Annotated in this window: 22 protein-coding genes; 9 read left to right on the forward strand and 13 right to left on the reverse strand. The window is 69.2% G+C overall.

Annotated features, from left to right (window positions below; translation table 11 throughout):
* The first annotated feature begins 206 nt into the window (after positions 1–206).
* Together H7U20_RS25455 and H7U20_RS25460 are read left to right on the forward strand one after the other, a co-directional pair.
* On the forward strand, positions 207–401 hold the full coding sequence (locus tag H7U20_RS25455) for a type II toxin-antitoxin system VapB family antitoxin (protein ID WP_199761946.1): 195 nt from the start codon (positions 207–209) through the stop codon (positions 399–401).
* Between the two features lie 188 nt (positions 402–589).
* Entirely contained in the window at positions 590–835 is a 246-nt protein-coding gene (locus H7U20_RS25460; protein ID WP_199761947.1) for a hypothetical protein, read from the forward strand.
* Between the two features lie 86 nt (positions 836–921).
* Here the strand turns inward: H7U20_RS25460 and H7U20_RS25465 are convergent, their stop codons facing one another.
* The 4 genes from H7U20_RS25465 to oxlT all read right to left on the reverse strand — a co-directional run bounded on the left by H7U20_RS25465 (position 922) and on the right by oxlT (position 4,106).
* Positions 922–1,629, reverse strand: a complete 708-nt coding sequence (locus H7U20_RS25465; RefSeq protein ID WP_199761974.1) for an EAL domain-containing protein — start codon at positions 1,627–1,629, stop codon at positions 922–924.
* 6 nt (positions 1,630–1,635) lie between these two features.
* Complete coding sequence (locus tag H7U20_RS25470; protein WP_199761948.1) at positions 1,636–1,773, reverse strand: hypothetical protein; 138 nt, start codon at positions 1,771–1,773, stop codon at positions 1,636–1,638.
* A 151-nt stretch (positions 1,774–1,924) separates the two neighbouring features.
* The gene (locus H7U20_RS25475; RefSeq protein ID WP_199761949.1) at positions 1,925–2,683 is read right to left on the reverse strand and encodes an SDR family oxidoreductase; all 759 of its coding nucleotides are present in this window, start codon (positions 2,681–2,683) and stop codon (positions 1,925–1,927) included.
* Between the two features lie 112 nt (positions 2,684–2,795).
* Complete coding sequence (gene oxlT / locus H7U20_RS25480) at positions 2,796–4,106, reverse strand: oxalate/formate MFS antiporter (protein WP_199761950.1); 1,311 nt, start codon at positions 4,104–4,106, stop codon at positions 2,796–2,798.
* Positions 4,107–4,414: 308 nt separating this feature from the next.
* Between oxlT and H7U20_RS25485 the strand changes: the two genes are divergently transcribed.
* Both H7U20_RS25485 and H7U20_RS25490 read left to right on the forward strand, forming a co-directional pair.
* A complete protein-coding gene (locus H7U20_RS25485; RefSeq protein WP_370593252.1) occupies positions 4,415–5,413 on the forward strand; it encodes a 2-dehydropantoate 2-reductase in 999 nt (332 codons plus the stop codon).
* Positions 5,414–5,450: 37 nt separating this feature from the next.
* Positions 5,451–6,986, forward strand: coding sequence for an acyl--CoA ligase (locus tag H7U20_RS25490; protein WP_199761952.1), 1,536 nt, complete (start codon positions 5,451–5,453; stop codon positions 6,984–6,986).
* A 115-nt stretch (positions 6,987–7,101) separates the two neighbouring features.
* On the opposite strand, the gene H7U20_RS25495 is transcribed toward H7U20_RS25490, so the two are convergent.
* The 5 genes from H7U20_RS25495 to H7U20_RS25515 form a co-directional block, all read right to left on the reverse strand.
* Positions 7,102–8,223 carry a HupE/UreJ family protein gene (locus H7U20_RS25495; RefSeq protein ID WP_199761953.1) on the reverse strand — a complete coding sequence of 374 codons (1,122 nt, stop codon included), beginning with the start codon at positions 8,221–8,223 and terminating at the stop codon, positions 7,102–7,104.
* A complete protein-coding gene (locus H7U20_RS25500) occupies positions 8,223–9,419 on the reverse strand; it encodes a tetratricopeptide repeat protein (protein WP_199761954.1) in 1,197 nt (398 codons plus the stop codon). Before H7U20_RS25500 ends, H7U20_RS25495 begins: the two co-directional genes overlap by 1 nt.
* A gap of 127 nt (positions 9,420–9,546) precedes the next feature.
* On the reverse strand, positions 9,547–9,804 hold the full coding sequence (locus tag H7U20_RS25505) for a hypothetical protein (protein WP_199761955.1): 258 nt from the start codon (positions 9,802–9,804) through the stop codon (positions 9,547–9,549).
* Positions 9,805–9,829: 25 nt separating this feature from the next.
* Positions 9,830–11,320 carry a DUF4331 domain-containing protein gene (locus H7U20_RS25510; RefSeq protein ID WP_199761956.1) on the reverse strand — a complete coding sequence of 497 codons (1,491 nt, stop codon included), beginning with the start codon at positions 11,318–11,320 and terminating at the stop codon, positions 9,830–9,832.
* 90 nt (positions 11,321–11,410) lie between these two features.
* On the reverse strand, positions 11,411–13,558 hold the full coding sequence (locus tag H7U20_RS25515; RefSeq protein WP_233411080.1) for a TonB-dependent receptor: 2,148 nt from the start codon (positions 13,556–13,558) through the stop codon (positions 11,411–11,413).
* Positions 13,559–13,733: 175 nt separating this feature from the next.
* On the opposite strand from H7U20_RS25515, the gene H7U20_RS25520 reads away from it, so the two are divergent.
* Together H7U20_RS25520 and H7U20_RS25525 are read left to right on the forward strand one after the other, a co-directional pair.
* Positions 13,734–14,324 carry a sigma-70 family RNA polymerase sigma factor gene (locus tag H7U20_RS25520; protein ID WP_370593253.1) on the forward strand — a complete coding sequence of 197 codons (591 nt, stop codon included), beginning with the start codon at positions 13,734–13,736 and terminating at the stop codon, positions 14,322–14,324.
* Positions 14,321–15,022 carry an anti-sigma factor gene (locus tag H7U20_RS25525; protein WP_199761957.1) on the forward strand — a complete coding sequence of 234 codons (702 nt, stop codon included), beginning with the start codon at positions 14,321–14,323 and terminating at the stop codon, positions 15,020–15,022. Before H7U20_RS25520 ends, H7U20_RS25525 begins: the two co-directional genes overlap by 4 nt.
* A 27-nt stretch (positions 15,023–15,049) precedes the next feature.
* Here the strand turns inward: H7U20_RS25525 and H7U20_RS25530 are convergent, their stop codons facing one another.
* Both H7U20_RS25530 and H7U20_RS25535 read right to left on the reverse strand, forming a co-directional pair.
* Positions 15,050–15,655, reverse strand: coding sequence for a PEP-CTERM sorting domain-containing protein (locus H7U20_RS25530; RefSeq protein ID WP_233411081.1), 606 nt, complete (start codon positions 15,653–15,655; stop codon positions 15,050–15,052).
* Positions 15,656–15,824: 169 nt separating this feature from the next.
* Complete coding sequence (locus H7U20_RS25535) at positions 15,825–16,595, reverse strand: substrate-binding periplasmic protein (protein ID WP_199761958.1); 771 nt, start codon at positions 16,593–16,595, stop codon at positions 15,825–15,827.
* Positions 16,596–16,983: 388 nt separating this feature from the next.
* Here H7U20_RS25535 and H7U20_RS25540 point away from each other — a divergent pair, with 388 nt between their 5' ends.
* From H7U20_RS25540 to H7U20_RS25550, 3 genes are all read left to right on the forward strand, one after another.
* Positions 16,984–17,274, forward strand: coding sequence for a hypothetical protein (locus H7U20_RS25540; protein WP_199761959.1), 291 nt, complete (start codon positions 16,984–16,986; stop codon positions 17,272–17,274).
* A gap of 95 nt (positions 17,275–17,369) precedes the next feature.
* The gene (gene dgt / locus H7U20_RS25545; protein ID WP_199761960.1) at positions 17,370–18,608 is read left to right on the forward strand and encodes a dGTP triphosphohydrolase; all 1,239 of its coding nucleotides are present in this window, start codon (positions 17,370–17,372) and stop codon (positions 18,606–18,608) included.
* Between the two features lie 122 nt (positions 18,609–18,730).
* On the forward strand, positions 18,731–19,360 hold the full coding sequence (locus H7U20_RS25550) for an ANTAR domain-containing response regulator (protein ID WP_199761961.1): 630 nt from the start codon (positions 18,731–18,733) through the stop codon (positions 19,358–19,360).
* A gap of 146 nt (positions 19,361–19,506) precedes the next feature.
* Here H7U20_RS25550 and H7U20_RS25555 read toward each other — a convergent pair whose 3' ends face one another.
* Entirely contained in the window at positions 19,507–23,232 is a 3,726-nt protein-coding gene (locus tag H7U20_RS25555) for a hybrid sensor histidine kinase/response regulator (RefSeq protein ID WP_199761962.1), read from the reverse strand.
* Between the two features lie 207 nt (positions 23,233–23,439).
* A complete protein-coding gene (locus H7U20_RS25560; protein ID WP_199761963.1) occupies positions 23,440–24,576 on the reverse strand; it encodes a branched-chain amino acid ABC transporter substrate-binding protein in 1,137 nt (378 codons plus the stop codon).
* Between the last annotated feature and the right edge of the window lie 154 nt (positions 24,577–24,730).

Genomic DNA, 24,730 nt, shown 5'->3' on the forward strand with positions numbered 1-24,730 from the left:
GGACGAGGTTTGGCTCAATCCGGAACGGGCTGAACCTGAATTAGTGAAGCTGGCTGCATGAAGTGACGCGACAACTTTGTTGACAACTACCGTCTTGTACGGCTACTTAGCTTAGTTTGACACCTGCCAATCTGAAATCAACATCCTTCTGTCTTTATCTCGAACAGGAGATAGCATCTGAGTTTGGTGCAAGGAGGAGGCCTATCATGCGAACCGTTATTGTGATTGACGATCAGTTGATGGCAGATGCGCTCAAGGCGACGGGACTGAAAACCAAGCGCGAGGCCGTCGAGCTCGGCCTGCGCACCTTGGTCCGTCTGAGGCAGCAGGCGCAGATTCGCCGCTTTCGCGGCAAGCTGGCGTGGCAAGGTGATTTAAACAGCATGCGGCTCGACCAGTGATCCTCGCCGACGCCTCCAAGACGAGAGCGAAAAATATTACGGCAATGGCGTCCACGGTGAGCCGTTGGCGAGTATTAGAGAGGGTGGGAAGCACGCGAGGAGCTAGTATGGGATGTGAAGAAATACGACGCGGTTCGACATCGGCTGCTGCGTAGGCTTGTCGACCTGGACCCTGACCGGAGAAAACCATGACGACCAAAGCGACAAACAAATTCGACAACTTCATCGACACGGTAGTTGACGAACTGCTCGCGATGCACGATGACCAAGTTCTGGAAGGCATTGACCCAGCTGAGATACATGCGGAGGGAGGGCGCCTTCTCCAAGCCGCCAAGGCGCAGGCAAGGCGTGCTCGGCTTGCCGCCACAAACGCAGACAGTGCAGCCGATGGGCCGCAGGCGCTTGAGTTGGGCGCCGACGTAGCCGACGAGTGACGTCATCCGGCGCGCGCTGAGGCGCCGGCGGCGGAACCCGGCACCAGAAGCCCGCAGGACTTGAATGTCGAAGCCCGAACCGAACATCAATGCCGCGCCTGCCCGCCGCCCAGCAGCGCGCTGAACTGCTCGGCCGGCACCGGCTCGGAGAACAGGAAACCCTGCGCGTAGTCGGCGTCGGCCTCCCTGAGCCAGTCGCGCTGCTTGGCCGTCTCCACCCCCTCGGCGATCACCCTCAGCCCCAGCCTGTGGGCCATGGCGATCATGGTTTCCAGGATGGTCTTCTTGCCGGCGTCGGCGCCTATGTCGGGCAGGAAGGAGCGGTCGATCTCCAGGTAGTCGACGTCGAACTTCTTCAGCGTGGCGATCGACGAGGCGCCGGCGCCGAAGTGGTCGACCGCCAGTTCGATGCCGGCCTGGTGCAGGCTGGCCAGCTCGTCGCCGGCCGCCTCGGAGACGTTGGTCAGCACGCCCTCCATAAACTCGACCGAGACGCTGTTGCCGGCCTGTCCCAGCTGGCGCATGTGGGCCGCCCAGCTCAGGCGCTGGGCGTGGGCGGCGAACTGCGCCGACGACTTGTTGACGCTGACCTGGAAGGTGCCACCGAGCAGCTCGCCCCATTGCCTGGCCTGCGCCGCCGCCTCGGTGAACACCCAGTCGCCGATCTGGTTGATCAGGCCGATCTCCTCGGCCAGGCCGATGAACTCGGCCGGCGGCAGCAGGCCGCGCTGCGGGTGCGACCAGCGCAGCAGCGCCTCGGCCTTGCGGATGCCGCCGTCGACGAGCTCGACGATGGGCTGCTAGTACAGCCTGAGCTGGCCGGCGGGCAGGGCCTGGCGCAGGTCGGCGATCAGGCGGTAGCGCAGCTGCGAGGCCTTGTGCATGTTGCGAGCGAAGAAGCGGCTCTGGTTGCCGCCGTTGTTCTTGGCCGCGTACACGGCCCGGTCGGCGCTGCGCAGCAGGTGGCAGGGCGTCGATATTGTTGGTGATGAATTCCGCGAGTCGCATGCCGTTCCCCTTCCATCGGGTTGGACGGCGGGGCGGCGCCGGCGTCGCGTCCGGCCGGCGCGCGCTTGATCGCCGTAACGCTCAGGTGCGGTTGATCGACACGCCGCCGTCGACCAGCATCGCCGCACCGGTGGTGAAGCTGGACGCGTCCGAGGCCAGGTAGAGCACGGAGCGGGCGATCTCCTCCGGCGCGGCCAGACGCTTGAGGGCGTGCAGGCCGGCGGCGAAGGCCAGCGCCTCGGCGCTGTTGGCCGACTCGCGGCCCATCGGCGTGTCGGTGCCGCCGGGCAGGATGGCGTTGACGCGCACGCCCCGGGCGCCGAACTCGGCCGCCAGGCTCTGCGTCAGGCCGACCAGGCCGGCCTTGGTGGCGGCGTAGGCGGCCATGCCGGGCATGCCGACCGTGTGGCCGACGAAGCTGGAGGTGAAGATGAGCGAGCCGCCGCCGCGCGCCAGCATCGCCGGCAACTGGTGCTTGGCGCCGAGGAAGGCGCCGGTGAGGTTGGTCTCCAGCGTGCGGCGCCAGTCGTCGGCGTCGAGGCCGGGCGTCGGCCCCATCGCGCCGAGCGTGCCGGCGTTGTTGAAGGCGATGTCGAGGCCGCCGAAGAGCGCCACGGCGAGCGCCACGGCGCCACGCGCGCAGTCCTCGTCGGCGACGTCGCCGACGTACGCCGCGGCACGCTCCGCGCCGAGCCGGTCGACCAGCGCCTCGAGTTCGCTCCGGCGCCGCGCCACCAGCACCAGCCTGGCGCCGTGCTGGGCGAACAGCCGCGCCGTGGCCAGGCCGATGCCCGAACTGGCGCCGGTAATGATCGCCACCTTGTCGCTCAATGCATTCATCTCCACTCCTTCGATGTCAGTAAAAGAAGACGTAGATTAGCGGCGAAGAACGATGGCGGCACCCCGTTTCTTGCGATCCAATGCGGCGTGGCGAAGCGGGCCGGGCGGTGCTTTAACCGTTGGCCCTGGCGCCGTGCACCACCATCATCTCCGGCTTGACCGGGCGCAGGTTGCGCATGCGCGCGCGCAGCGGCTTGAGCACCAGCAGCGCCATCACGGCGGCCAGCGCGTTCATGCCGGCGGCGACGTAGAACACCGTGTGCCAGCTGCCGGTGGCGGCGGTGATCAGGCTGCTGAACGGCACCAGCAGCGCCGCCGTGCCCTTGGCCGTGTACAGCAGGCCGGCGTTGGTGGTGGCGTAGCGGCTGCCGAAGGTGTCGCCGCAGGTCGACGGGAACAGGCTGTAGATCTCGCCCCAGCCGAAGAACACCAGGCCGGTCAGGATGACGAACCAGAACGGGTCGTGGCCGAATTGGCTCAGCAGGACGATGCCGACGGCCTCCAGGCCGAAGGCGATGAACATGGTGTTCTCGCGGCCGATCTGGTCGGACACCCAGCCGAAGAAGGGCCGCGTCAGGCCGTTGAGGATGCGGTCGAGCGACAGCGCGAAGGTCAGCGCCGGCAGCGTCAGGCCGAGGATGGAGACGGGCACGTCGGCGATGGCGAAGTCCTTGGCGATCGGCGCCAGCTGGGCGGTGGCGACCAGGCCGCCGACGGCCATCAGCACGAACATCAGGTAGAGCACCCAGAAGGCCGGCGTGCGGATCATCTCGGTCCACTTCATGCTGATCGAGCTCTGCGCCACCTTGGCGACGCCGCGCAGCGCCTCGCCGAGCGGCGCCTTGAGGAAGAAGGCGAGGACGAACACCACCGCGCCCTGGGCCAGGCCGAAGTAGAAGAAGGCCGTCTCGTAGCCGCTGTTCTTGATCACCGCCGAGATCGGGATGATGGTCAGCGCCGAGCCCATGCCGAAGCCGGCCGCCGTCAGGCCGGCGGCCAGGCCGCGGCGGTCGGGGAACCATTTGAGGGCGTTGCCGATGCAGGTGCCGTAGACCGCGCCGGCGCCGACGCCGCCGACGGCCGCACCGGCGTACAGCAGCGGCAGGCTGTCGGCCATCGAGTTCATCACCCAGCCGATGGCCACCAGCACGCCGCCGACCATCACCACGATGCGCGGGCCGAAGCGGTCGACCAGATAACCCTCGACCGGCACCAGCCAGGTTTCGGTGACGACGAAGATGGTGAAGGCGACTTGGATCGCCGCCTTGCCCCAGTGGTATTTCTGCTCCAGCGGCAGGACGAACAGGGTCCAGCCGTATTGCAGGTTGGCGATCATGGCCATGCAGACGATGCCCATGATGAGCTGCAGCCAGCGGCGTGGCGCGGGCCGGTCCGCTTGCCGCACTTGAGTCAGTGTAGTCATGCTGTATATCCTTGGTTGGGGGAAGCGAACATCGCGACGCGCGCGGGTGGCGCCGCGTCGACTCTTGTTCCGCGCCATAAGAAAACCAGCGGCGAGCGGAGTGAGTAGGCTAACAATAGTATAAAAAGCAATGTTTAACAATGGAAATTAATTGCGAAATAATTCATTCATTGAAAAATTGTTGCTAATAGGCTACTTTGCTTTTAATGCAAGCGAAAATCCGGGCGGCGCGCTAGAATCCCACTGCTATGCCGGCCGCGACCGCGCGCCGTCGATCAATGGGAATGCCTGGAACAATGAAGATATGTGTGGTGGGAGCCGGCGCCATCGGCGGTTTGTTGGCCGTCAAGCTGGCGCAGAGCGGGCATGAGCTCAGCGTGGTGGTGCGCGGCGCCAATCTGGCCGCCGTGCGCGAGCATGGCATGGTGCTGCGCCAGCAGGACGGCAGCGAGTCGCGCGCCCTGCTGCGCGCCAGCGACAACATCGCCGAGCTGGGGCCGCAGGACGTGGTGATCCTGGCCATGAAGGCGCACCAACTGCCGCCGGTGGCGGCGCAGATCCCGGCGCTGCTGGGGCCGGACACGCTCATCGTCACGGCGCAGAACGGCGTGCCCTGGTGGTACTTCCACAAGCACGGCGGGCCGCACGAGGGCCAGCGCGTCGAGTCGGTCGATCCGGGCGGCGTGGTCTCGGCCGCGCTCGACGTCGGGCGCGTCATCGGCTGCATCGTCTATCCGGCCTGCGAGATGGCGGCGCCGGGCGTGGTCCAGCACATCGAGGGCAACCGCTTCTCGCTGGGCGAGTTGGACGGCCAAAGCACGCCGCGCATCCAGGCGCTGGCCGAGGCCATGCGCGCGGCCGGCTTCAAGACGCCGATCAGCGCCGACATCCGTTCCGAGCTGTGGGTCAAGCTGTGGGGCAACCTGAGCTTCAATCCGATCAGCGCCTTGAGCCACGCCACGCTGGCCGACATTTGCGCCTTCGCGCCGACCCGCGAGCTGGCCGCCAACATGATGCGCGAGGCGCAGAGCGTCGGCGAGCGGCTCGGCGTCACCTTCAAGGTGTCGCTGGAGCGGCGCATCGACGGCGCGGCGGCGGTCGGCCAGCACAAGACCTCGATGCTGCAGGACCTGGAGTCCGGCCGGCCGATCGAACTGGCCGCGCTGGTCGGCAGCGTGCTGGAGATGGGCCGCCTGACCGACACGCCGACGCCGACCATCGCCGCCGTCCACGCCCTCGCCGCGCTGCTGGCCCGCAGCGTGCAGGAGCGGGGCGGCAGCCTGCGCATCGCCAGCGCCGCTCGCTGAGCGAGCGGCCACCAATTCCCCTTCCCAGAAAGCCGCCATGTCCGCCTACACCACCATTGCCGAACTATTGCAGAGCGGCGCCGACGACGCCGTCGCCATCCGCGCCCCGCTGGCGCAGCCGCTCAGCTACGCCGCGCTACGGCGCAACACGGCGGCCACCGTCGCCGCGCTGAACGCCTTCGGCGTCGGCCGCCAGGACCGCGTCGCCATCGTGCTGCCGAACGGGCCGGAGATGGCCAGCGCCTTCGTCGGCGTCGCCGCCGCCGCCTGCGCCGCGCCGCTCAATCCGGCCTACCGCGCCGACGAATTCGAGTTCTACCTGGGCGACTTGAACGCCAAGGCGCTGATCGTCGAGCAGGGCAGCGCCTCGGCGGCGCTGGCCGTCGCCGACAAATTGAACATCCTGGTGCTTGAGCTGCTGCCGACGGCGCAGGGCGCCGGCGCCTTCACCCTGCGGCCGCTCAAGGCCGCTGTCGCCGGCCTCGCCCCGGTGGCGGCCAGCGTCGCCGCCGCCGACGACCTGGCGCTGATCCTGCACACCTCCGGCACCACCTCGCGGCCGAAGATCGTGCCGCTGACCCAGGCCAACGTGTGCGCCTCGGCGCGCAACGTCGGCGCCTCGCTGCAGCTGGGCGCGGCCGACACCGGCCTGAACATCATGCCGCTGTTCCACATCCATGGCCTGATCGCCGGCTTGCTGGCGCCGCTGGCGGCCGGCGGCGCGGTGTTCTGCACGCCCGGTTTCAACGGGCTGAAGTTTTTCGGCTGGATGCAGGAGGCCGGTCCGACCTGGTACACGGCGGTGCCGACGATGCACCAGACCATCCTGTCGCGCGCGCCGCAGAACAGCGCGGTGATCCTGGCCAATCCTCTGCGCTTCCTGCGCTCGTCGTCGGCGTCGATGCCGCCGCAGGTGATCGGCGAGTTGGAGGCGGTCTTCGGCGCGCCGCTGATCGAGGCCTACGGCATGACCGAGGCGGCGCACCAGATGGCCTGCAATCCGCTGCCGCCGGCGGTGCGCGTGCCCGGTTCGGTGGGCTTGGCGGCCGGACCCGCCGTGGCCATCATGGACCAGGAGGGCCAGCTGCTGCCGGCCGGCGCCACCGGCGAGATCGTCATCCACGGCGCCAACGTCACGGCCGGCTACGAGAACAATCCGAAGGCCAACGCCGAAGCCTATGTCGGCGCCTGGTTCCGCACCGGCGACCAGGGCGTGATGGACGACCAGGGCTACCTGCGCATCACCGGCCGTTTGAAGGAGATCATCAGCCGTGGCGGCGAGAAGATCTCGCCGCGCGAGGTCGACGAGATCCTGATGGACCATCCGGCGGTGCAGCAGGTGGTCACTTTCGGCATCCCGCACGACAAGCTGGGCGAGGACGTCGGCGCGGCGGTGGTGCTGCACCAGGGCCACAGCGCCAGCGAAAAGGAGCTGCGCGAGTTCGCCGCGATCCGCCTGGCCGACTTCAAGGTGCCGCGCAAGATCGTCTTCCTCGACGAGATCCCCAAGGGCGCCACCGGCAAGCTGCAGCGCATCGGCTTGGCCGCGAAGCTGGGCTTGGCGCAGGGTTAGCCGGAAGCGGATGCGCCGCGCCTTCCCGCCTGTCTTGTGCCAACTGGCGGTGTGGCTTGGTATGGATTCCCGCCTTCGCGGGAATGACGGCAGCGGGGCATGCCGGTCGGCGTGCTCACGCGCCGAGCAGCCGCAGGTCGAAGGCGCGCTCGACCAGCCATACCGTGGCCAGCAGCGCGATCAGCGCCGAGCCGCCGCTGAACAGGCCGCGATACAGGCGTGTCGCGCGCAGCGCGAAGGCTAGCGGCAGGAACAGCGCGACGATGCACAGCTGGCCTAGCTCCACCCCCAGATTGAATCCCAACAGGCTGCTCAGCAGGGACGCCTGCGCCAGCCCCAGGTCGCCCAGCACGCTGGCGAAGCCGAAGCCGTGGATCAGGCCGAAGGCGAAGGCGGCCAGCGGCCGGCGGCCACGGAACAGCGGCAGCAGGTTGTTCAGCGCGGCCAGCACCACCGAGGCGGCAATCGCCGACTCGACCCAGCGCGACGGCAGCGCCACTACCGACAGGCTGGCCAAGGTCAGCGTCAGCGAGTGCGCCAGCGTGAAGGCGCTGACCACCTTCAGCACATCGACAAAGGCGGCGCGCAGGCTGGCCGCCGGCGCGCCCGGCGCCGCCAGCACGGCCGGCAGCAGCAGCGACAGCAAAAACAGGATGTGGTCGTAGCCTATCCAGATGTGCCAGGCGCCGTTCTTGACGTAGGCGGCGAACTGGCCCAGCCGGTCCGGCGCGGCCAGCGACAGTGTTTGCCGCGCGTGCTCGGGGTCGAAGATGGCGGTGCCGGTGCTGTCGCCGTGGACGATGCGCAGCAGGCCTTTGTGCTGCGGGTCGAGCTCGGCGAACAGCCGGTAGCCGATCTCCAGCGACGTGATGGTGGCGGGGCAGTCGGCGCGCCAGCGCAGCACGCTGTAGGCGCCGTCGGTGTGCTGGTCGAGCAGTTGCTCGACCACGCCGACCTTGCAGGCGCCCCGCGCGGTGGCCAGCGTCAAGCGTTGCAGCGCGTAGGTGGCGATGGCCGGGTGGCGGGCGCGGATCTCGTCCCAGGTCAGGCGGCCGTCGCCGTCGCCGTCCAGGCCGATGGCGAAGTCCAGGTCGCGCAGTGAGATGTCCCACTGGCCGTCGATCTGTGCGCCGTGGATGGCCAGCGACAGATAGCTGTCGCTGGGTTTGTGGGCGTAGGCGGGCGGCGCGGCAAAGCACAGCAGGAGCGCGAGCAGCAGCAGGAGCGGCCGGCCCATCACGCACCGCCCTTCAACTGGCGCAGCAAGCGCGCTGCGGCGACGTCGTCACTGCCGTGGGCGGCGATCCAGTCGAGCACCGGCCGCGCCGCGCCGGCGTCACGCGATTGCACTGCCGCGTCGAGATAGACGCGAATGTCGGCCGGCTCCTTTTGCACCTGCCAGTTCTGCCGTGCCAGCGCCAGGGCCGCGCTTGGGTCGTGCCGCAAGGCCAGCTCGAAGCGGGCCTGCTCGCGCTGGTGGACGCGGTCGCCGCGTTGCGTGGCGGCGGCGAAGCGGGCGGCCAGTTCGCGCACGTCGGCGGCCAGCGCGGCCGCCGTGCCCGGCGTCTGTTGCAGGGCGAGGGCGCGGCGCAGCAGCAGCGCGTCGACACGGGTTTGTTCGCGTAGCAGCGCGATCACTTCGGCCGGCCGCTGTTGATCGAGCAGGAAGTCGGCGTAGGCGCCCAGCAGGTAGCCGTCGCGCGGGGCGAGCGCCAGGGCGTGGCGGAAGCGCGTTTGTGCGAGGTCGGCGGCGCCGCGCCGGCCGGCCATCTCGGCCAGCAGCGTCAGCGACCATACCGCCACCTCGGGCGGCGCGCCGGCGCTGCGTTGCAGTGTCAGCTCCAGCAGCTGTTCGCTTGGCAGGGCGCGGCCCGTCACGGCGCCGACATTGGCCAGGCAGGTGACTGCGACCAGTTGCGTGGCCAGCGCGGCGACGCGGGCGCAACTGGCGGTGGCGCCGGCGTAGTCGCCGCGCACGGTCTGCACGGTGGCGCGCGTCAACCAGGCCTGGGCCAGCTTGGGATGGGCGAGGAGCACCTGCTCCAGGTCGGCCAAGGCGGCGTCGAAGTGGTGTGTGCTTTGCAGCAGCGTGGCGCGCAGCAGGCGCACCTCGGCCGGCGGCGCGCTCAGTCGCCACCATGGCGCCAATGCCGCCTGCGCGTAGCCGAGGTAGCGCGGATCGCTGCTGTCGCGGCCCAGCGCGATGTAGCGTTGCGCCAGGTCGGTGGCCAGTGCCAGGTTGTCGGGTTGGGTGGTGAGCTTGTCGCGTAGCTGGCGCAATGCGCGCTGGGCGGCGTCGGCGCGGCGTGGCAGCAGCTCGATGACCTGGTCGCCGCTGGCCGGAGTGTGGGGCGCCGCCTGGCAGGCGGCCGCCAGCGCCGTCGTGGCCAATGCCAGCCAGGTCGCCAGACGGTGGGTGTATGTGCGTCTCATGGTCACTCCTGAAGAAATGCTGTGCTGTGCTGTGCTGCGCTGTGCTCTGCTCTGCTTCGGCGGTGGCGCGGCCGCCCGGCACCGGCGTCGATACGGATCGACGCCGGTGTGGCGGCTGCCGCCGGTGCTACTTCAGCGTCGTCGGCTCGCCGTTCTCCGGCATGGTGACGGTAACGCTGTCGACGGCCACGGGTTCGGCGCTGTCGCTGCTGTCGCCGATCAGCGCCTGCACGGCGGCGAAGAAGGCGTCCAGCACCGGCAGGCCCGGCGTGGCGGGATCGGTGGCCGGTGGCGGCATGCCGGTTTGTCCGCCGCCACCGCTGCCGCCACAGGCGCTTAGGGCCACGGCCATGGCCATGGCCGGTATCAAGCTGATTTTTTTCATGGTGCTCTCCTGTTGATTGGCTGCCTCACTGCTGCGGCGAGCCGGCGATCGGCGTTTTCAGATAGGGGAAGGCGGCGTTGAAGGCGCTGTCGTCGAGATAGGCGCCGTCGGTGAAGTGCAGGCCGCCGGCCGGCGCGTCGGCTGGCGCGCAGCCGAGATTGAGCATGCACAGCTTGCCCATCGCCACGCGCAGGGTGATGTCGACCACGTCGTCGCCGGGGCGCCGGCCGTTCGGGTAGCCGGCGTTGTCGCCCTCGATGACGCCGAGCCGGTTCTGCGCGCCCATCGCCACCGGCGCGATCGCCGTGTTCAGGCGCAGCATTTCGGACGGGGTCACCTTGGCCGGCTGGTTCAGTCCCTTGACGCCGGTGAGGAAGACCGTCACCAGGTCGTTGCGCGGGAAGTTGGTCGGCGCCTTGGCGCCCGCCTTGCCGTACAGGACCTCGACCAGCGCCGGCGCCGTCGGGTTGGTGACGTAGAGGGCGAACTGCGCGTCGGCGGACGGCTTGCTGCTGTTGAAGTGGTCCTTGTCCTTCAGGCCGATCACCAGCTCGTTCACCAGCGGCATGCCGAGGCGCGACACCTGGGTCCAGGCGCCGCCTTCGACCGAGGCCGGGCCGCCGTTGGGCAGCGGATTGAGCAGGCGGCCCTGGCGCAGGCTGGCGGTGGTCCAGCCGCCGATCACCGGATCGCCGCCGGTGCTCAGGCAGGCGGCGGCGATCTCCAGTTCGATCGAGGTGACGTTCTTGTCGGCCAGGTCGTCCTTGGCGGCACGCTCGGCGTTGGCGGCGAACTCGGTGGCCGGCGCCTTGATGTTGATGAGGTCGAAAGTCTCGCCCAGGTTGACGACGAACGGGTCCTTGCGCTGGCCGACGAACATGCGCGCCGGCGTGGCGCAGCCGGGGATGCTGATGTTGTAGAGGTGCTTGGCGGCGTAGGCGGCGTAGTTGGGGATGGCCTTGTTGCCGATGTTGTCGACCGGTTTGTCGAAGACGGCGCTGCCGGTGTCGGCGTTGACCACGGCGGCGCGCTGGCCGCCACGGCGGTCGCCGCGCACCACCGTCACGGCGTAGGTCTCGCGCACGTTCAAGCCGGCCGGGTTGACGCTGTCGATCGGGCCGCCGTTGATCACCAGCGGGATCGACACCTGCTTGCCGCCGACGTTGAACTTGCCGTCCTTGTTGCTGCGGCTGAAGCGGAACTGGAAGCTCAGGTCCTCCTTGGCGTCGCCGTTGTTGTCGATGTGGATTTCGTAGAGCGCGTTCGGGTCCATATTGAAAAAGTTCGGGCCGCCGTAGGCATCCTGCAACGGCACGTAGTTGGCGATCAGGGTGACGAAGTCGGCCCGGCCCGGCTCGTAGCTGCGGAACATGTAGAAGTCGGTGCCGTCGACCTTGGGACTTTGCGTGATGAAGGGCGCTTCGCGGTGGCTGGACGCGAGGGCCGCCGTGCCGAAACTGCCGGCCAGGGTGCCGATGAGCGCCGCACCGAGCGCGTGTTTTGCGATGGTTGACATCTGAATCCTCCGTGGGTGGTTGGTCGGTGATGTGTTGCAGAGACATATACGGCGCCGGTGTCGCGCCGGATTCAAACAATTCAAAAATATTCAGAAGCGCTGCGTCAGCGTCAGGCGTAGCGCGCGCGGCTCGACCGGGTGGAAGTGGATGTCCTCGCGGCCGGCGGCCGCCTCGCCGGGCAGGCGCGAGGTGTAGAGGTATTCGATGTCGCTGGCGCGGCGCTTGAACAGGTTGAAGGCGTCCAGCGTGACGGTGGTGGCGGTGCCGGCGCGGTAGCTCAGGCGGGCGGAGGCCAGGGTGGTCGAGTGGGAGCGCACGCTGTTGTCCTCGACCAGCGGACGCGGCCCCAGGTAGCGCAACTCGAATGCGCCTGACCAGCGGCCCAGGTCCTTGACGCCGACGCCGAAAGAGGCGACCCTGGCCAGCGCGTCCGGCACGTAATCGCCGGCCGGGTCGTGGTTGCGGTAGCGCGCCCGCGAGGCGGACAGGTCGAGGTCGAACAGCAGCCACGGCGCGGCGATGTAGTGGTTGCTCCATTCGATGCCGCTGCGCCGGCTGGCGCGGCGCGGCTCGGTGCTGCCGCTGTCGCCGCCGAACACCAATTCGGAGGCCAGGTCGAGGCGCCACAGCGACAGCGAGCTTTGCAGGCCGGGCAGCAGCTCGCTGCGCAAGCCCAGCTCGACGCCGCGCGTGCCGGCCAGCGGCGTCAGCGCCGGCGCTGCCGTCGCTGGCGTTGTTGCCGTTGCTGCCGTTGCTGGCATCTCTGGGCCGGCGTCGGCCGGCCGGCTTGGGATGACGCCGCGCGCGTCGTTGCTGTGAAAGCCGGCGCCGTAGTTGATGAAGTATTCCGTTTGCCGCCACGGGCCGAGGATCAGCGACAGCTTGGGCGAGAAGCGCCCGGCGTTGGCGCGGCCGGAGGCGCCGGCGACGCTGCTGGCGACGTCGAAGCGGTAGCTGTCGTAGCGCAGGCCGGCCACGCTGCGCAGCGCCGGCAGCCAGTAGCTGGTGTTTTCCAGGTAGACGGCGGCGCTGGCCTCGCCCACGCGGTCCTGGCGCAGCGTGGCCGTGGTCTGGCGCGCGCTGGTGGCGTACAGGGCCAGCGGCTCGACATGGTCGTAGCGCAGTTGCACCCCCACCTTGTTGCGCATCTCGATGGCGCCGGCGCCAGCACTGAGCCAGGCGTGGCTGGCGTCCAGGCCGGCCATGTTGCGCCGTTCGCTCTGGCGGAACTGGTCGCCGTTGAGCGGGTCGTCGAGGAAGTAGCTGAAGTTGCTGAACAGGTCCAGCCGCGAGCGCACCAGGTAGGCCGTCAGTTCGCTGCTGCTGTCGTCGCGCCGCAGATGACGCGCGTAGGCCAGGCTGTAGCGCGCGCTGGCGCCGCCGTCGCTGGGATCGACGGCGCCGTAGCGGTCGAGCAGGCCGGCCCGCACGGCGCGCAGCGGGATCTGGTCGCTGGCGTGCCAGCTGTTGTGGTAGGCCATGGCGCTGACGCTGTAGCCGTCGCGCCGGTCGCCGACGCTGTATTTGAGCACAGCACTGGCCTTGCGCATGCGCTCCGGCGTTTGCCAGGGGCCGTCGTTGCGGCCCAGTTCCAAGCCGTACAGCAGCGTGCCACGGGCGGCGGCGAACGAGTCGGCCAGCACGCCACGGCGGTAGCCGTTTTGTCCCAGCGACAGGCTGGCCAGGCCGCTCGGCAGGCGCTCGGCCAGCGCGATGCGGGCCGCGCCGGCGGCGCTAAAATCGCCGTCGTCGGCGAAGTAGCCGCCCTTGCGGTAGTCGATGCGGCGCACCAGTTCGGGGATCAGGAAGTTCAGGTCGGCGTAGCCCTGGCCGTGGGCGTTGCTGCGCAGGTTGACGGGCACGCCGTCGACGAAGCTGGCGAAGTCGGTGCCGTGGTCGAGATTGAAGCCGCGCAGGAAGTACTGGTTGGCCTTGCCGTCGCCGCTGTGCTGGGTGACGATCATGCCGGGGACGAATTCGAGCAGCTCGCCGGTGCGCAGCGCCGGCCGGCTGGCGATCAGCTCGGCGTTCACCGTGCCCTGGCTGGCGGCGTCGGCGCTGCCGACGGCGTTGTCGTAGTGGCCGTTGACGGTCACGCTGGCCACCACCATGTCGGCTGCCGCGCGCCGCGCGGGGTCGACGCTGTCGGCGGCGGCGGCCTGCAGCGCCAATGCGCCCAGGCCGGCCAGCGCGGCCAGCCTGGCTTGGCGCGCGTGCTTGTGGCGATGTTGTGCCATGAGATCCTCCACCTGTCGCTCCGGCCCACGCCGGCATGTGCAGCTCCTTATACGGTGATCAAGACGGATCGGATTCAAACTATTTGTCGTCGAAATTCGGCCGAAGTATGCTATTTTTGCTCTTCCGTGCGGCGCTTGGTCGGCCGTTTTCCACCCCCTCCCGACAAGGCCGGCAGTGAGCTCAGACGTCAATCCTCTCGATCCGCAAACGCTGCGTGCCTGGCTGCAGGGCGCCGCGCGCCGCGACGCGGCGGCCTTCCGCGCGCTGTACGATGCCACTTCGGCGAAACTGTTTGGCTTCGCGCTGCGTATATTGCATAAGCGCGAGCTGGCCGAGGAAGTGCTACAGGAGAGCTTCGTCGCCATCTGGCACAACGCCGGCGGCTATCAGAGCCAGCTGGCCGCGCCCATGACCTGGATGGCCACCATCGTGCGCAACAAGGCCTTCGACCTGCTGCGCCGTAGCGACGCCAGCGTGGAAATCGACAGTGAACAGTTTGATCGGGAAGTCATGAACGCTCTACAAGACCCCCGCGCCACGCCCATCGAGGCGCTGCAAATGAGTGGCGACGCCAAGGCGCTGGCGCACTGCATGGCCGCGCTGGAAGGCTTGCAGCGGCAGGCCATCGGCCTGGCCTACTTCCACGACCTGTCGCACAGCGAAGTGGCGGCGCAGTTGGCGCTGCCGCTCGGCACCGTCAAGACCTGGATACGCCGTGGCCTGGAGCGGCTGCGCGGCTGCCTGGCCAAGTTGGAGCGCGCATGAACATCCGCGACAACGCGCCCTTGCGCGACAAGCTGGCCGCCGAGTACGCGCTGGGCACGCTGAAGGGCGGCGCGCGGCGCCGTTTCGAAGGCTGGATGCACGACGACGCGGCGCTGCGCCGGCTGGTCGGCGAGTGGCAGGAGAAGCTGGCGCCGCTGGCCGAGTTCGCGCCCGCGCGGGCGCCCGACGCGCGCGTCTGGCGCGGCATCGAGCAGCGCTTGAACTTGCCGCCGGCGCTGGCGTGGTGGCGGTTCTGGCGCAACGATTCGCTGGTCTTCTGGCGTGGCCTGGGGCTGGCGTCGAGCGCCGTGGCGGCCCTGCTGGTGGTGGTGCTGGGCATGCGCCCGCCGGCGGCGCCGAGCATCAACTACATCGCCACGCTGAGCGACGACCAGGCGCGCACCGCGCTGCTGCTGATGGCCGACAGTGGCCAGCGCGCGCTGACCGTGCGCGTGTTGGCGGCCGCCCCGCTGGCCGACGACAAGACGCTGCAGTTGTGGGCCGTGCCGAAGCAGGGCGCGCCGCGTTCGCTCGGTGTGCTGGCCGGCGCCGAGAACCGGCTGGCGCTGCCGGCCGGTGCCATCGGCGCCGACGTCGCCCTGCTGGCGGTCAGTCTGGAGCCGAAGGGCGGCTCGCCCGATCCCAAGGGCCCGAGCGGGCCGATCCTCTACAAGGGGAATTGGTTGCGGGCGATGTAGCCGCCCTCGCCGCGCCGGCTGGGGTCTTCAGTTGCGACGACGGGCGGCGCCGGCGACCAGCAGCATGCCGGCCAGCAGCATGCCGTAGGTGGCCGGTTCCGGCACGGCCGAGACGGTGATGCGCGTGGCCGGGGCATCAATCCCTTGGCTGGCGTACCACACCATGGGGTTCTGGGTGAAACTGTAGGGGCTATTGGTGGCGCCGCCTTGCCAGTTGCCGGAAAAGCCGTCGTTGGCATAGGCCGTCAACCAATAGGTGCCCGCGCCCAAGATCCAATTGCTGGGCGTGAGCAAGGAATGTTGCGTCGGGTTGTGCAGGGTGGCGCTGTACAGCCAGGTATTCGACGGCCTGTCCACTGCGTTGGACATGATGCCGAAGGTGGCATTGCCGTCGCCCTGCAGTGAGCTGAGGATGCTGTCGATCGAGCTAGTCTGGCTCAGCGAGAATCGCAGGGCCAGGCTCTGCTGATGGTGGTAGGCCTTCATCACGGACCAAAGGGAGCCGGGGCTCGTATTGTTCGGGCCGTAAGTGTCGAGCACGACGGCGGCCTGGCTCGGAGCGGCCAGTCCGGCCAGCAGCAGGATGGCGGCGCGCAATGGGGGAAAACCGGCGAAACGGAGTAATGCGGGCATGGAAACCTCCAGGGTGGGAAGGGCTATGGATGCCTGGGGCGGCCCGGCCGGCGGCGGCGAGAGGCAATCATCGGACTGCTATGCTTGATACTTAAACAAGTATCGCGAGACGCCGGGGAGTTGTCAATTGTTTATTTTTGCCTTGGCGCGGGCGCGCCGGGCGGCGGCCTTAGCGGCAGGGCTGGGACATCAGCGCGCCGAACCAGCGCGTTTCCAGCTCCTTGTAGCGGCCGTTCTTGTGCAGCAGCGCGTAGCCTTCGTTGAACTTGTGCAGAAAGCCGGCGGCGGCCGGATCGAATTTGCTGAAGGCGATGTAGAGGCCCGGCGTGTCCACCGTGCCGACCTCCTTGAACTTGCCGCAGAACTGCGCCGGGTAGCGCGCGAACAGCGCCTTGGCGATGCGTTCCTCGGCCGCCATGTATTGCATGCGGCCGGCCAGTAGCTTGCGGAAGCCCTGCTCGTTCTTGGTGCCGACCTCGCGCACGATCTTCTCGTTCAAATCGAACACGTCGCCGTACTCGTAGTCGCGGGTGACGCCGACCGTCTTGCCCTCGAAGTCGCGGGCGCGCAGGCCGTGCTCGGCCGAGCCGGCCAGCGCGTAGACGTTCATCCGCGTGGTGAACAGCGGCTTGTCATGCCACAGATAGCGTTCGGCGATCAGGTGGTTGGGCACGGCGTCGAAGCAGCCGGAGATTTCGCCCAGCCGCGCCATCGCCATGCAGCGCACATACGGCAGCACCTTGAACGTCACGTTCAAGCCCACCGCCGCGTAGGCCTCGCGCACCACGTCGACGGCGAAGCCGCGCGCCTGGCCGTCGACGTTGGACGAGTAGGGCGCCCAGTCGTCCTCGGCGCCGATCACCAGTTGCTGTGCCAGGCAGTCGGCGAGAGGCAGGCCCAGCAGCAGGCCCAACAGTGAAGCGAGGATCTTGCGTTGCATAAAAACGTCCGGAGGCGGCTACGACATTGAACAGGCAAGGGGAGGCGGCAGCTTGCATTGTGCCGCATGAACTTAACCAGCGGCAACGAATTGACAAAAAACATACAATTCAAAGTGGAATCCGCTGTTGTTTTACCGTTACTTATTTCTCAAATCGACCTGGGCCGGCAGTTGCGCGCCTGGAGCGGCGTGCTGTCCGACCACGTCGACGGCCGCTACCTGGTCAACTGGTCCGAGCCGAACTGGCCCAACGCGCTGCCGCCGCAGGGCGCGCAGCTAATCAGTTGCGACAATGTGTGGATCGGCAGCTATCTGCAGGCGCAGGTGGCGCCGCTGCACAACCACAGCGCCGAATGCGCCAGTTCGGATGGCGGCGCACAGCAAACACATGGTGGCCAGCGCCGCCACCGTCAAGCTGATGAAACGCTACGCCAGCCTGCCGGTGTTCGCCGCCTCGAAGGACTACTTCGCCGCGACCATCCCCAAGCGGGAGGCGGCGCTGGCGAAGGGCGAGACGATGGCCATGGTCGAGGGCCTGCCGCCTGCGCAAGTCGCCGCGCTGGCGGCGCCGCGCGAACCGTTCACGCCGCAGATCGCCAACCGCGGCAACATGGCCGACGACGCGGCGCTGATGGCCTGGGTCGAGCAGACCTTGAACGCGCCGCCGGCGGCACAGTGAGCGCGGTCCGTTAAGAGCCACGGCGGCGGCGCCGGCGGCCTTGGATGGCGTTACAATCAGCCCAGCGGCGAGCGGACCGCCTTTCTGGAGCAGACATGTACGACAAAGAGACGGTGGCATACGCCCAGGCGCAGGAGCGCCTGGTGGGCAAGTTGGAGTATCGCGTCACGACGCAGTCGGACAGCCGGGGCGAGGGGCGCGACGAGACCATGCGCGACTACGCGCGGGTGCTGTACTCGGCCTCCTTCCGCCGCCTGCAGGGCAAGATGCAGCTGCTCGGCATCGACGCCAGCCGCTTCAACCGCAACCGCCTGACCCACAGCCTGGAGGTGGCGCAGCTGGCGCGCAGCATCGCCGCCGACCTGGGCCTGGCCAAGAGCGTGGTGTCGGAGACCTGCGCGCTGGCGCACGACATCGGCAACCCGCCGTTCGGCCACTACGGCGAAAAGATCCTCAACCGCCTGAGCGAGGATTACGGCGGCTACGAGGGCAACGCCCAGGCCTTCCGCATCCTGCGCACGCTGGAGAAGAACCACCATTCCTACGAGGGCCTGAACCTGACGGTGCGCACGCTGTTCGGCATCACCAAGTACTTCCACACGCGGCTGGAGAACCGGCAGAAGTTCCTGTTCGACGAGGACCACGCCTTCCTCAGCGGCGAGCTGGCCAGGCACGGCGTGGCGGTGCGCAAGAGCATCGACGCGCAGATCATGGACCTGTCCGACGAGATCGCCTACGCCGCGCACGACCTGGAGGACGCGCTGAGCGCGCGCATCATCACCGTCGGCGAGATCGGCCACGAGTTCAAGATCAGCGCCAGGTTCAACGCGGCCTACGAGGACTTCTCGCGCATCGCCGAGCAGGCGCACCAGGAGGCGCTCAAGTCGACCACCCACCAGACCTCGGAGGAGTATGCGATCGTGCTGCGCAAGGAGCTGACCTCGACCATCGTCAACGAGCTATGCCACGACATCGCCCTGGTCGACCATGGCCACGGCCAAGGCGTCGAACTGGGCTACCGCAGCAAGGGCGCGCTGGCGGTCGGCCTGAAAACGCTGCTGTTCCAGGCCATCCTGCGCAAGAAGGACGTGCAGCTGTACGAGAAGCGCGGCGAGAAGATCATCCGTGGCCTGTACGAGGTGTTGACCGACACCCGCTACAACCGCGACAACATCCTGCTGCCGGCCGAGCTGCGCCGGGTCAAGGGTCCGCAGGCGCGCCTGGTGGTCGACTACATCGCCGGCATGATGGACTCGTTCGCCGCGCAGGAGTACCAGCGCTACTTCGGCAAGGGCTCGCTGGAGACCATCTACTTCCGCGACCCGGACGCCTGAGTCGGCGCCGGCGGATTTGTTGCGCTTTTGTTTCGAACGAATCCGGCCGGCGGTGGCGCCCTTATAATAAGTGCGGGCAGACGCTCAAGCCCGCCACGACCCCCATCCAGGAAACATATCCCATGACTACGAACCCGATTCCCAAGCGCCGCATCTTGCTGGTTGACGACGATATGCTGACCCTGACGACCATCGGCCAGGTGCTGCGCCAGGCCGGCTACGAGACGGCCGAGGCCAGCTCCGGCGCCGAGGCGCTGCAGGTCGAGCTGGAGTTCAGTCCCGACCTGGCCCTGCTCGACGTGGTCATGGAGGGCATGTCCGGCATCGAGCTGGCGCAGCACTTCCAGGCCGCCACCGCGACGCCGTTCATGTTCATCTCGGCGCGCGGCGAGGCCGAGATCGTGCGCCAGGCCACCGAGCACGGCGCCGTCGGCTACCTGGTCAAACCCTTCGACATCAGCCAGATCGTGCCGGCGGTGGAGACGGCGCTGGGCCGCGCCGACGAGATCAAGCGCCTGCGCGGGCGCGAGTCGAGCCTGACCAGCGCGCTGGCGGCCGGGCGCGAGACCAGCATGGCGGTTGGCATGTTGATGGCCAAGTTCCACACCGACCGCGACAGCGCCTTCGACGCGCTGCGCTCCTACTCGCGCTCGAACCGGCGCAAGGTGAACGACGTCGCCGCCACGCTGCTCGACGCCGAGGACATGTCGAACGCCTTCCGCACCCTGTTGCGCGGCAAGTCCGGCGCCTGAGCCGGGGACCGGCGCGCCGGCAGGCCGGCGGCGCATGGCCTACCCCGAGGCGCAAACCCGGGGTCGGACCCGCCGGGTCCGACCCCGGCTCCCGGTCTTGGGGTGCATAGGCGCCGGCGGCGCCTTCAAAACCAGCCAACAGCTTATCAACGCTGGCGTTCCAGCCACAGGCGCGCCGCCGCCAGGGTCGGCCGCAGCGCCGCCTCGGCGGCGCCGAAGTGGCGTTCGGCCTGCTCGCGGTCGCCCGCCGCGATGGCCTGTTCGAGCAGCAGCGACAGCGCGGCGAACTGCTTGGCCCCCAACATGCCGACCGAACCGCGCAGCGAATGCAGCAGGCGCATGCTGTCGTCGCGCCGCTCGTCGCGCCAGGCGGCGCGCGCCTGCGCCAGCTCGGCGCCGGCACGTTCGACGGTTTTCCCGATCAAGGCCAGCATCTTGTCGGCGTAGGCCGTGTCGCCGTCGCCGAGTTGGAACAGCTGGTCGAGGCCGTCGGCGGTGGCGCTGTCGGTCGCCGGCGCGGTGGCCGGCGCCGGCAGCGGCAGCGGCGCCCTGGCCGCGCCGGCGCCGGCGCCGGCGCCGTCCAACTGGCGGGCGATGGCGGCCAGCAGCCGTTCCAGCTCGACCGGTTTGGCCACCACGTCGTCCATGCCGGCGGCCAGGCACTGGCGCTGTTCGTTCTGCGTCACGCCGGCCGTCATCGCCAGGATCGGCAGCGTCAGGCCGAGCTGGCCGCGGATGGCGCGGGTGGCGCTGTAGCCGTCCATCTGCGGCATCTGGATGTCCATCAGCACCAGGTCGAAGTCGGCCGGGCCGGCGCGCAGTCGCTCCAGCGCCACGGCGCCGTCCTCGGCCAGGGTGACGCTGGCGCCGACCTGCTGCAGCATGCCGCGCGCGACGATCTGGTTGAGCTGGTTGTCCTCGACCAGCAGCAGGCGCACGCCGGCCAGCGGCGCGGTGGCGGCGGCCGGCGCCGGTGCCGGCGCGGCGCCGGCCGCCGCGCCGTCGCCGGCGTCGGCGCCGTCCAGCAGGCCGCGCAGCAGCTCGTGCAGCATGCTGCCGGTGAGCGGCTTGACCAGCACGGCGTCGGCCTCGGCGGCGCCGGCCTGGCCGATCAGGCCGCCGTGGGCGGCGGCGTCGACCAGCAGCAGCACCGGCAGCGTGCCGCCCGGCAGCAGCGCGCGCAGCGCCCGCATGGTGGCGACGCCGTCCATGTCGGCCATCTGCCAGTCCATCAGGACCGCGTCGTAGCCGCCGCCGCCGGCCAGCCGGGCGTGTAGCCGGGCCACCGCGTCGGGGCCGTTGTCGGCCGTGTCGATCTGCGCCTGCCAGGCGCGCAAGGTCTTGTCCAGGTAGTCGCGGCTGGTGCGCGGCGGGCCGACCAGCAGCAGGCGCAGCGCCGGCCAACTGGGGCCGGCCTCGGCCAGCGCCTCGTCGCTGCCGAGGCGGAACGGCAGCGTGACGGCGAATTCGCTGCCCTGGCCGGCGGCGCTGTGCAGCTCCAGGTGGCCGCCCATCAGTTCGACCAGGCGGCGCGAGATCACCAGCCCCAGGCCGGTGCCGCCGTAGCGCCGCGAGATCGACGAGTCGCCTTGGGCGAAGGCGCCGAACAGGCGCTGCTGCTGGGCGCCGTCGATGCCGATGCCGGTGTCGTGGACGGAGAAGCGCAGCAGCACGCGGCCCGGCGTCGGCGCGCGCTGCTGGGCCCGTTCGACCCAGAGCGCCACCTCGCCCTCGGCGGTGAACTTGATGGCGTTGCCGATCAGGTTGACCAGCACCTGCTGCAGCCGGCCGCCGTCGCCGACCAGCGCGCGCGGCACGTCCGGCGCCAGGCCCAGCGCCAGGTCGAGCGGCTTGCCGGCGGCGTTGACGGTCATGATGTTGGCCAGCGTGCCGAGCACCTCGTCGAGGCGGAACGGCAGCGGCGACAGCTCCATGCGGCCGGCCTCGACCTTCTCGAAATCGAGGATGTCGTTGAGGATGCTCAGCAGCGAACGGCCGGAGGCGCGGATCATCGCCACGTAGCGGCGCTGCTCGGCCGCCAGGGCCGGCGTGTCGAGCAGGTAGGCCATGCCCAGCACGGCGTTGAGCGGGGTGCGGATCTCGTGGCTCATGTTGGCGACGAACTCGCTCTTGGCCAGGCTGGCCGCCTCGGCCAGCTCCTTCGACATCACCAGCGAGGCTTGCAGCTGCTGCTGTTCGGTGATGTCGCTGGCGATGCCGAGGAAGCCGACGATGGCGCCGTCGGCGTCGCGCATCGCCGTCACCACCAGGCGCACCGGCACCCTTGAACCGTCCTTGCGGCGGTAGTGCCACTCGTTCAGGTCGGCCTGGCCCAGGCGGGCGCGGGCCATGAAGACCTCCATGCCCTCGACCGGGTGGCCCAGCTCGGCGGCCAGCGCGGCGCCGTGGGCGGCCACCTCGTCGGGCAGGTGCAGCAGGGCCGGCGTGTGGCGGCCGACCAGCTCCTCGGCGCTGTAGCCGAGCATGCGCTGGGCGCCCCGGCTGAACAGGGTGATCAGGCCGGCGCCGTCGGTGGTGATGATGGAGAACTCGCTGGCCGAGTCGATCACCGCCTGCAGCTGGGTGCGCGCCTCGAGTTGCTGGCGCTGCGCCTGTTTGAGCGGGCTGATGTCGGTGACGAAGGCGTAGAAGCCGATCACCCGGCCGTCGACCACGTCGGGCACGTAGGAGGCCAGGCTGTAGCGGGTGACGCCGTTGGCGTCGACGATGGTGCGTTCGAACAGCGGGTTCTCGCCGCGCAGCGCCGCCTCCATGTGCGGCAGGTTGAGGCGGTAGCGCTCCTCGCCGATCACCTCGCGGATGTGGCGGCCGCGCATCTGCTCGGGCGTCTTGCCGAACCATTCCCGGTAGGCGCGGTTGCCGAAACCGTTCATCAGGCTGCGGTCCCAGTAGCCGACCAGGGCCGGCATGTGGTCGATGATGGTCTGCAGTTTTTTGTGGTTGCGTTCGAGCGCGCGTTCGACCTGGACGCGCTGGACGTCCTTGCGGCGCACCTGGTTGATGCTGACGGCCAGCATCAGCGGCGGCACCAGCACGGCCAGCAGCGGCACGTAGATCATCGCCTCCTGCCAGCGGCCGTAGATCGGCGGCGGCAGGAAAAAGCCGCAGGACAGCATGATGCCGCAGACGGCGGCGCTGAGCCAGGACAGCAGCGCCAGGTGTTCGAAGTCGAGCGCCAGCGCGACGCAGGTCAGCGGCACGACGATGGACATGAAGGGGAAGGGCATATACAGCAGGGCGGCGCCGCAGGTGGCGACGGCCAGCAGGGCCAGCAGGCCGGCGCGCAGCAGGCCGAGCCGCGCCAGCAGCGGCGGGCCGGGGCGCAGCGCCAGCCGGGCCAGCGGCAGCATGGCCAGCGCGCCGATGGTCGCGCCCATGTAGTGCAGGCCCCAGGCGTTGCCGAAGGATTCGGACAGGGCCGGCTGACGCCACCAGGCGGCCAGCGTGGCGCCCAGCAGCGGCGGCGCGCAGCAGCCCAGCAGCATGAACAGCAGGAAGCCTTGCGGGCTGTGGTCGAACTGGTGCTGCGGCGGGACGCGGCGCAGCAGGGCCGCCGCCAGACCCATCTCCAGCGTGCCGGGCAGGGTGGCCAGCGCCGCCGGCGCGGCGCCGTCGCCCAGCGCCAAGCGGGCCAGCAGCTCGGCGCCGGCGGCGCACAGCAGCAGCGCCGGCGCCTGGGCGGGCGGCTGGCGCAGCAGCCAGGCGGCGCCCAGCGCGGCGGCGAAGCACAGCGTGCCGATCTGGCCGGGCTGGCGCTCCAGCCAGGCGGCCAGGCCGGCCAGCAGGAAGTAGGCGGGGAGGAACTGCAGCAGCTGGGGCAGGGGCGGGGCGGCCACGGCGGGACGGTGCATCGGACGGGTTTCCTGATTGGCAAGCATGCCGTCCCGGGACGTCGCGGATGCGGCGGGCGGGCGGCGGGCGCTGTCAATATAGCGCAGATGCGGCGCCGGCGGCAGCCGGCGGGCCGGCCGATCCGGCGATTGACGTCGTCAAGCGCATACGGCGGGGCGGGGCGCCGCCACGGCCCTGGTGGCGGCGCCGGCGCCCGGGGCGTTCGCCTAGTAGCTGCTGAGCGGCAGCGGCTGGCCGTTCTTGAAGGTGAAGATGGTCACCGGCGACTGCTTCATGTCGCCCTTGGCGTCGAAGGAGTAGGTGCCGGCCACGCCCTGGTAGGCGCCGGCGCTGACCGCCGGGCCGACCTTGGCCGGGTCGATCGAGTTGGCCTTCTGCATGGCCTGGGCGTACATCAAGGTGGCGTCGTAGAAGGAGGCGGCGTAGACGTCGGCGTCCTGTTTGAAGCGCTGCTTGAACTTGGCCTTGAAGGCCGGGCCGGCGCTGGCCTTGTCGAGCAGGGCGCCGCCCTGCGAGCACAGCACGTTGTCGCCGGCGGCGTCGCCGGCCAGCTTGCCCATCTCGGCGGTGCAGATGGTGTCGCCGCCGAGCAGCTTGGCGTGGATGCCCAGCTGGCGCATCTGGCGCGCCATCGGCGCGGCCTGCGGCGCGTAGCCGCCGAAGAAGATGGCGTCGGGCTGCTTGGTTTTCAGCTTGGTCAGGATGGCGCTGAAATCGAACGCCTTGTCGGTGGTGAATTCATGGCCGGCCAGCTGCATGCCGGAGGCCTTGGCCTGCTTCTTGAACTCCTCGGCGACGCCCTGGCCGAAGGCGGTGCGGTCGTCGATCACGGCGACGTTCTTGAACTTCAGTTCCTTGGCGGCGTACAGCGCCATCTTCGAGCCGAGTTGGGTGTCGCTGGCGTTGATGCGGAACAGGCCGGCGTAGCCCTGCTGGGTCACCTTGGGGTTGGTGGCCACGGTGGCCATCAGCACGCCGGCGTCGTTGTAGGCGCGCGAGGTGGGGATGGCGACGCCCGAGTTGTACGGGCCGACGACGAACTTGACGCCCTTGTCGATCAGCTTCTGCGCCGCCGCCATGCCGGCCTTGGGGTCGCCCTGGTCGTCCTCGGAGAGCAGCTCGAAGCGGACCTTCTTGCCGCCGACGCTGATCGGCTTGGCGTTCAACTCTTCGACGGCCAGGCGCACGCCGTTCTCGTTGTCCTTGCCGGAAAAGGCCTGGGCGCCGGACAGCGGGCCGCTGTGGCCGATCTTGACGACCAGGTCCTGGGCGCCGGCGGCGCCGGCGCTGCCCAGCAGTGCCAGGATGCTGGCGCTGTGCGTGACGATGTGCTTGAGATTCATTCGGTCTCCGTGGTGGGGTGGCCGCCCGGCCGTGCGTGGCGGGGCGCGCCCTGAATTATCGCCAAAAACGGTAAATATTATTGTGTGACTTGGGCCGCCGCCGCGACTATTTTGCGCGCCTTTCGGCCACAAACGGCGGCGCGGCGGAATAAAA

The sequence above is a fragment of the Rugamonas violacea genome (assembly GCF_016461825.1).
In the GTDB taxonomy this organism is placed as follows: Bacteria; Pseudomonadota; Gammaproteobacteria; order Burkholderiales; family Burkholderiaceae_D; genus Rugamonas.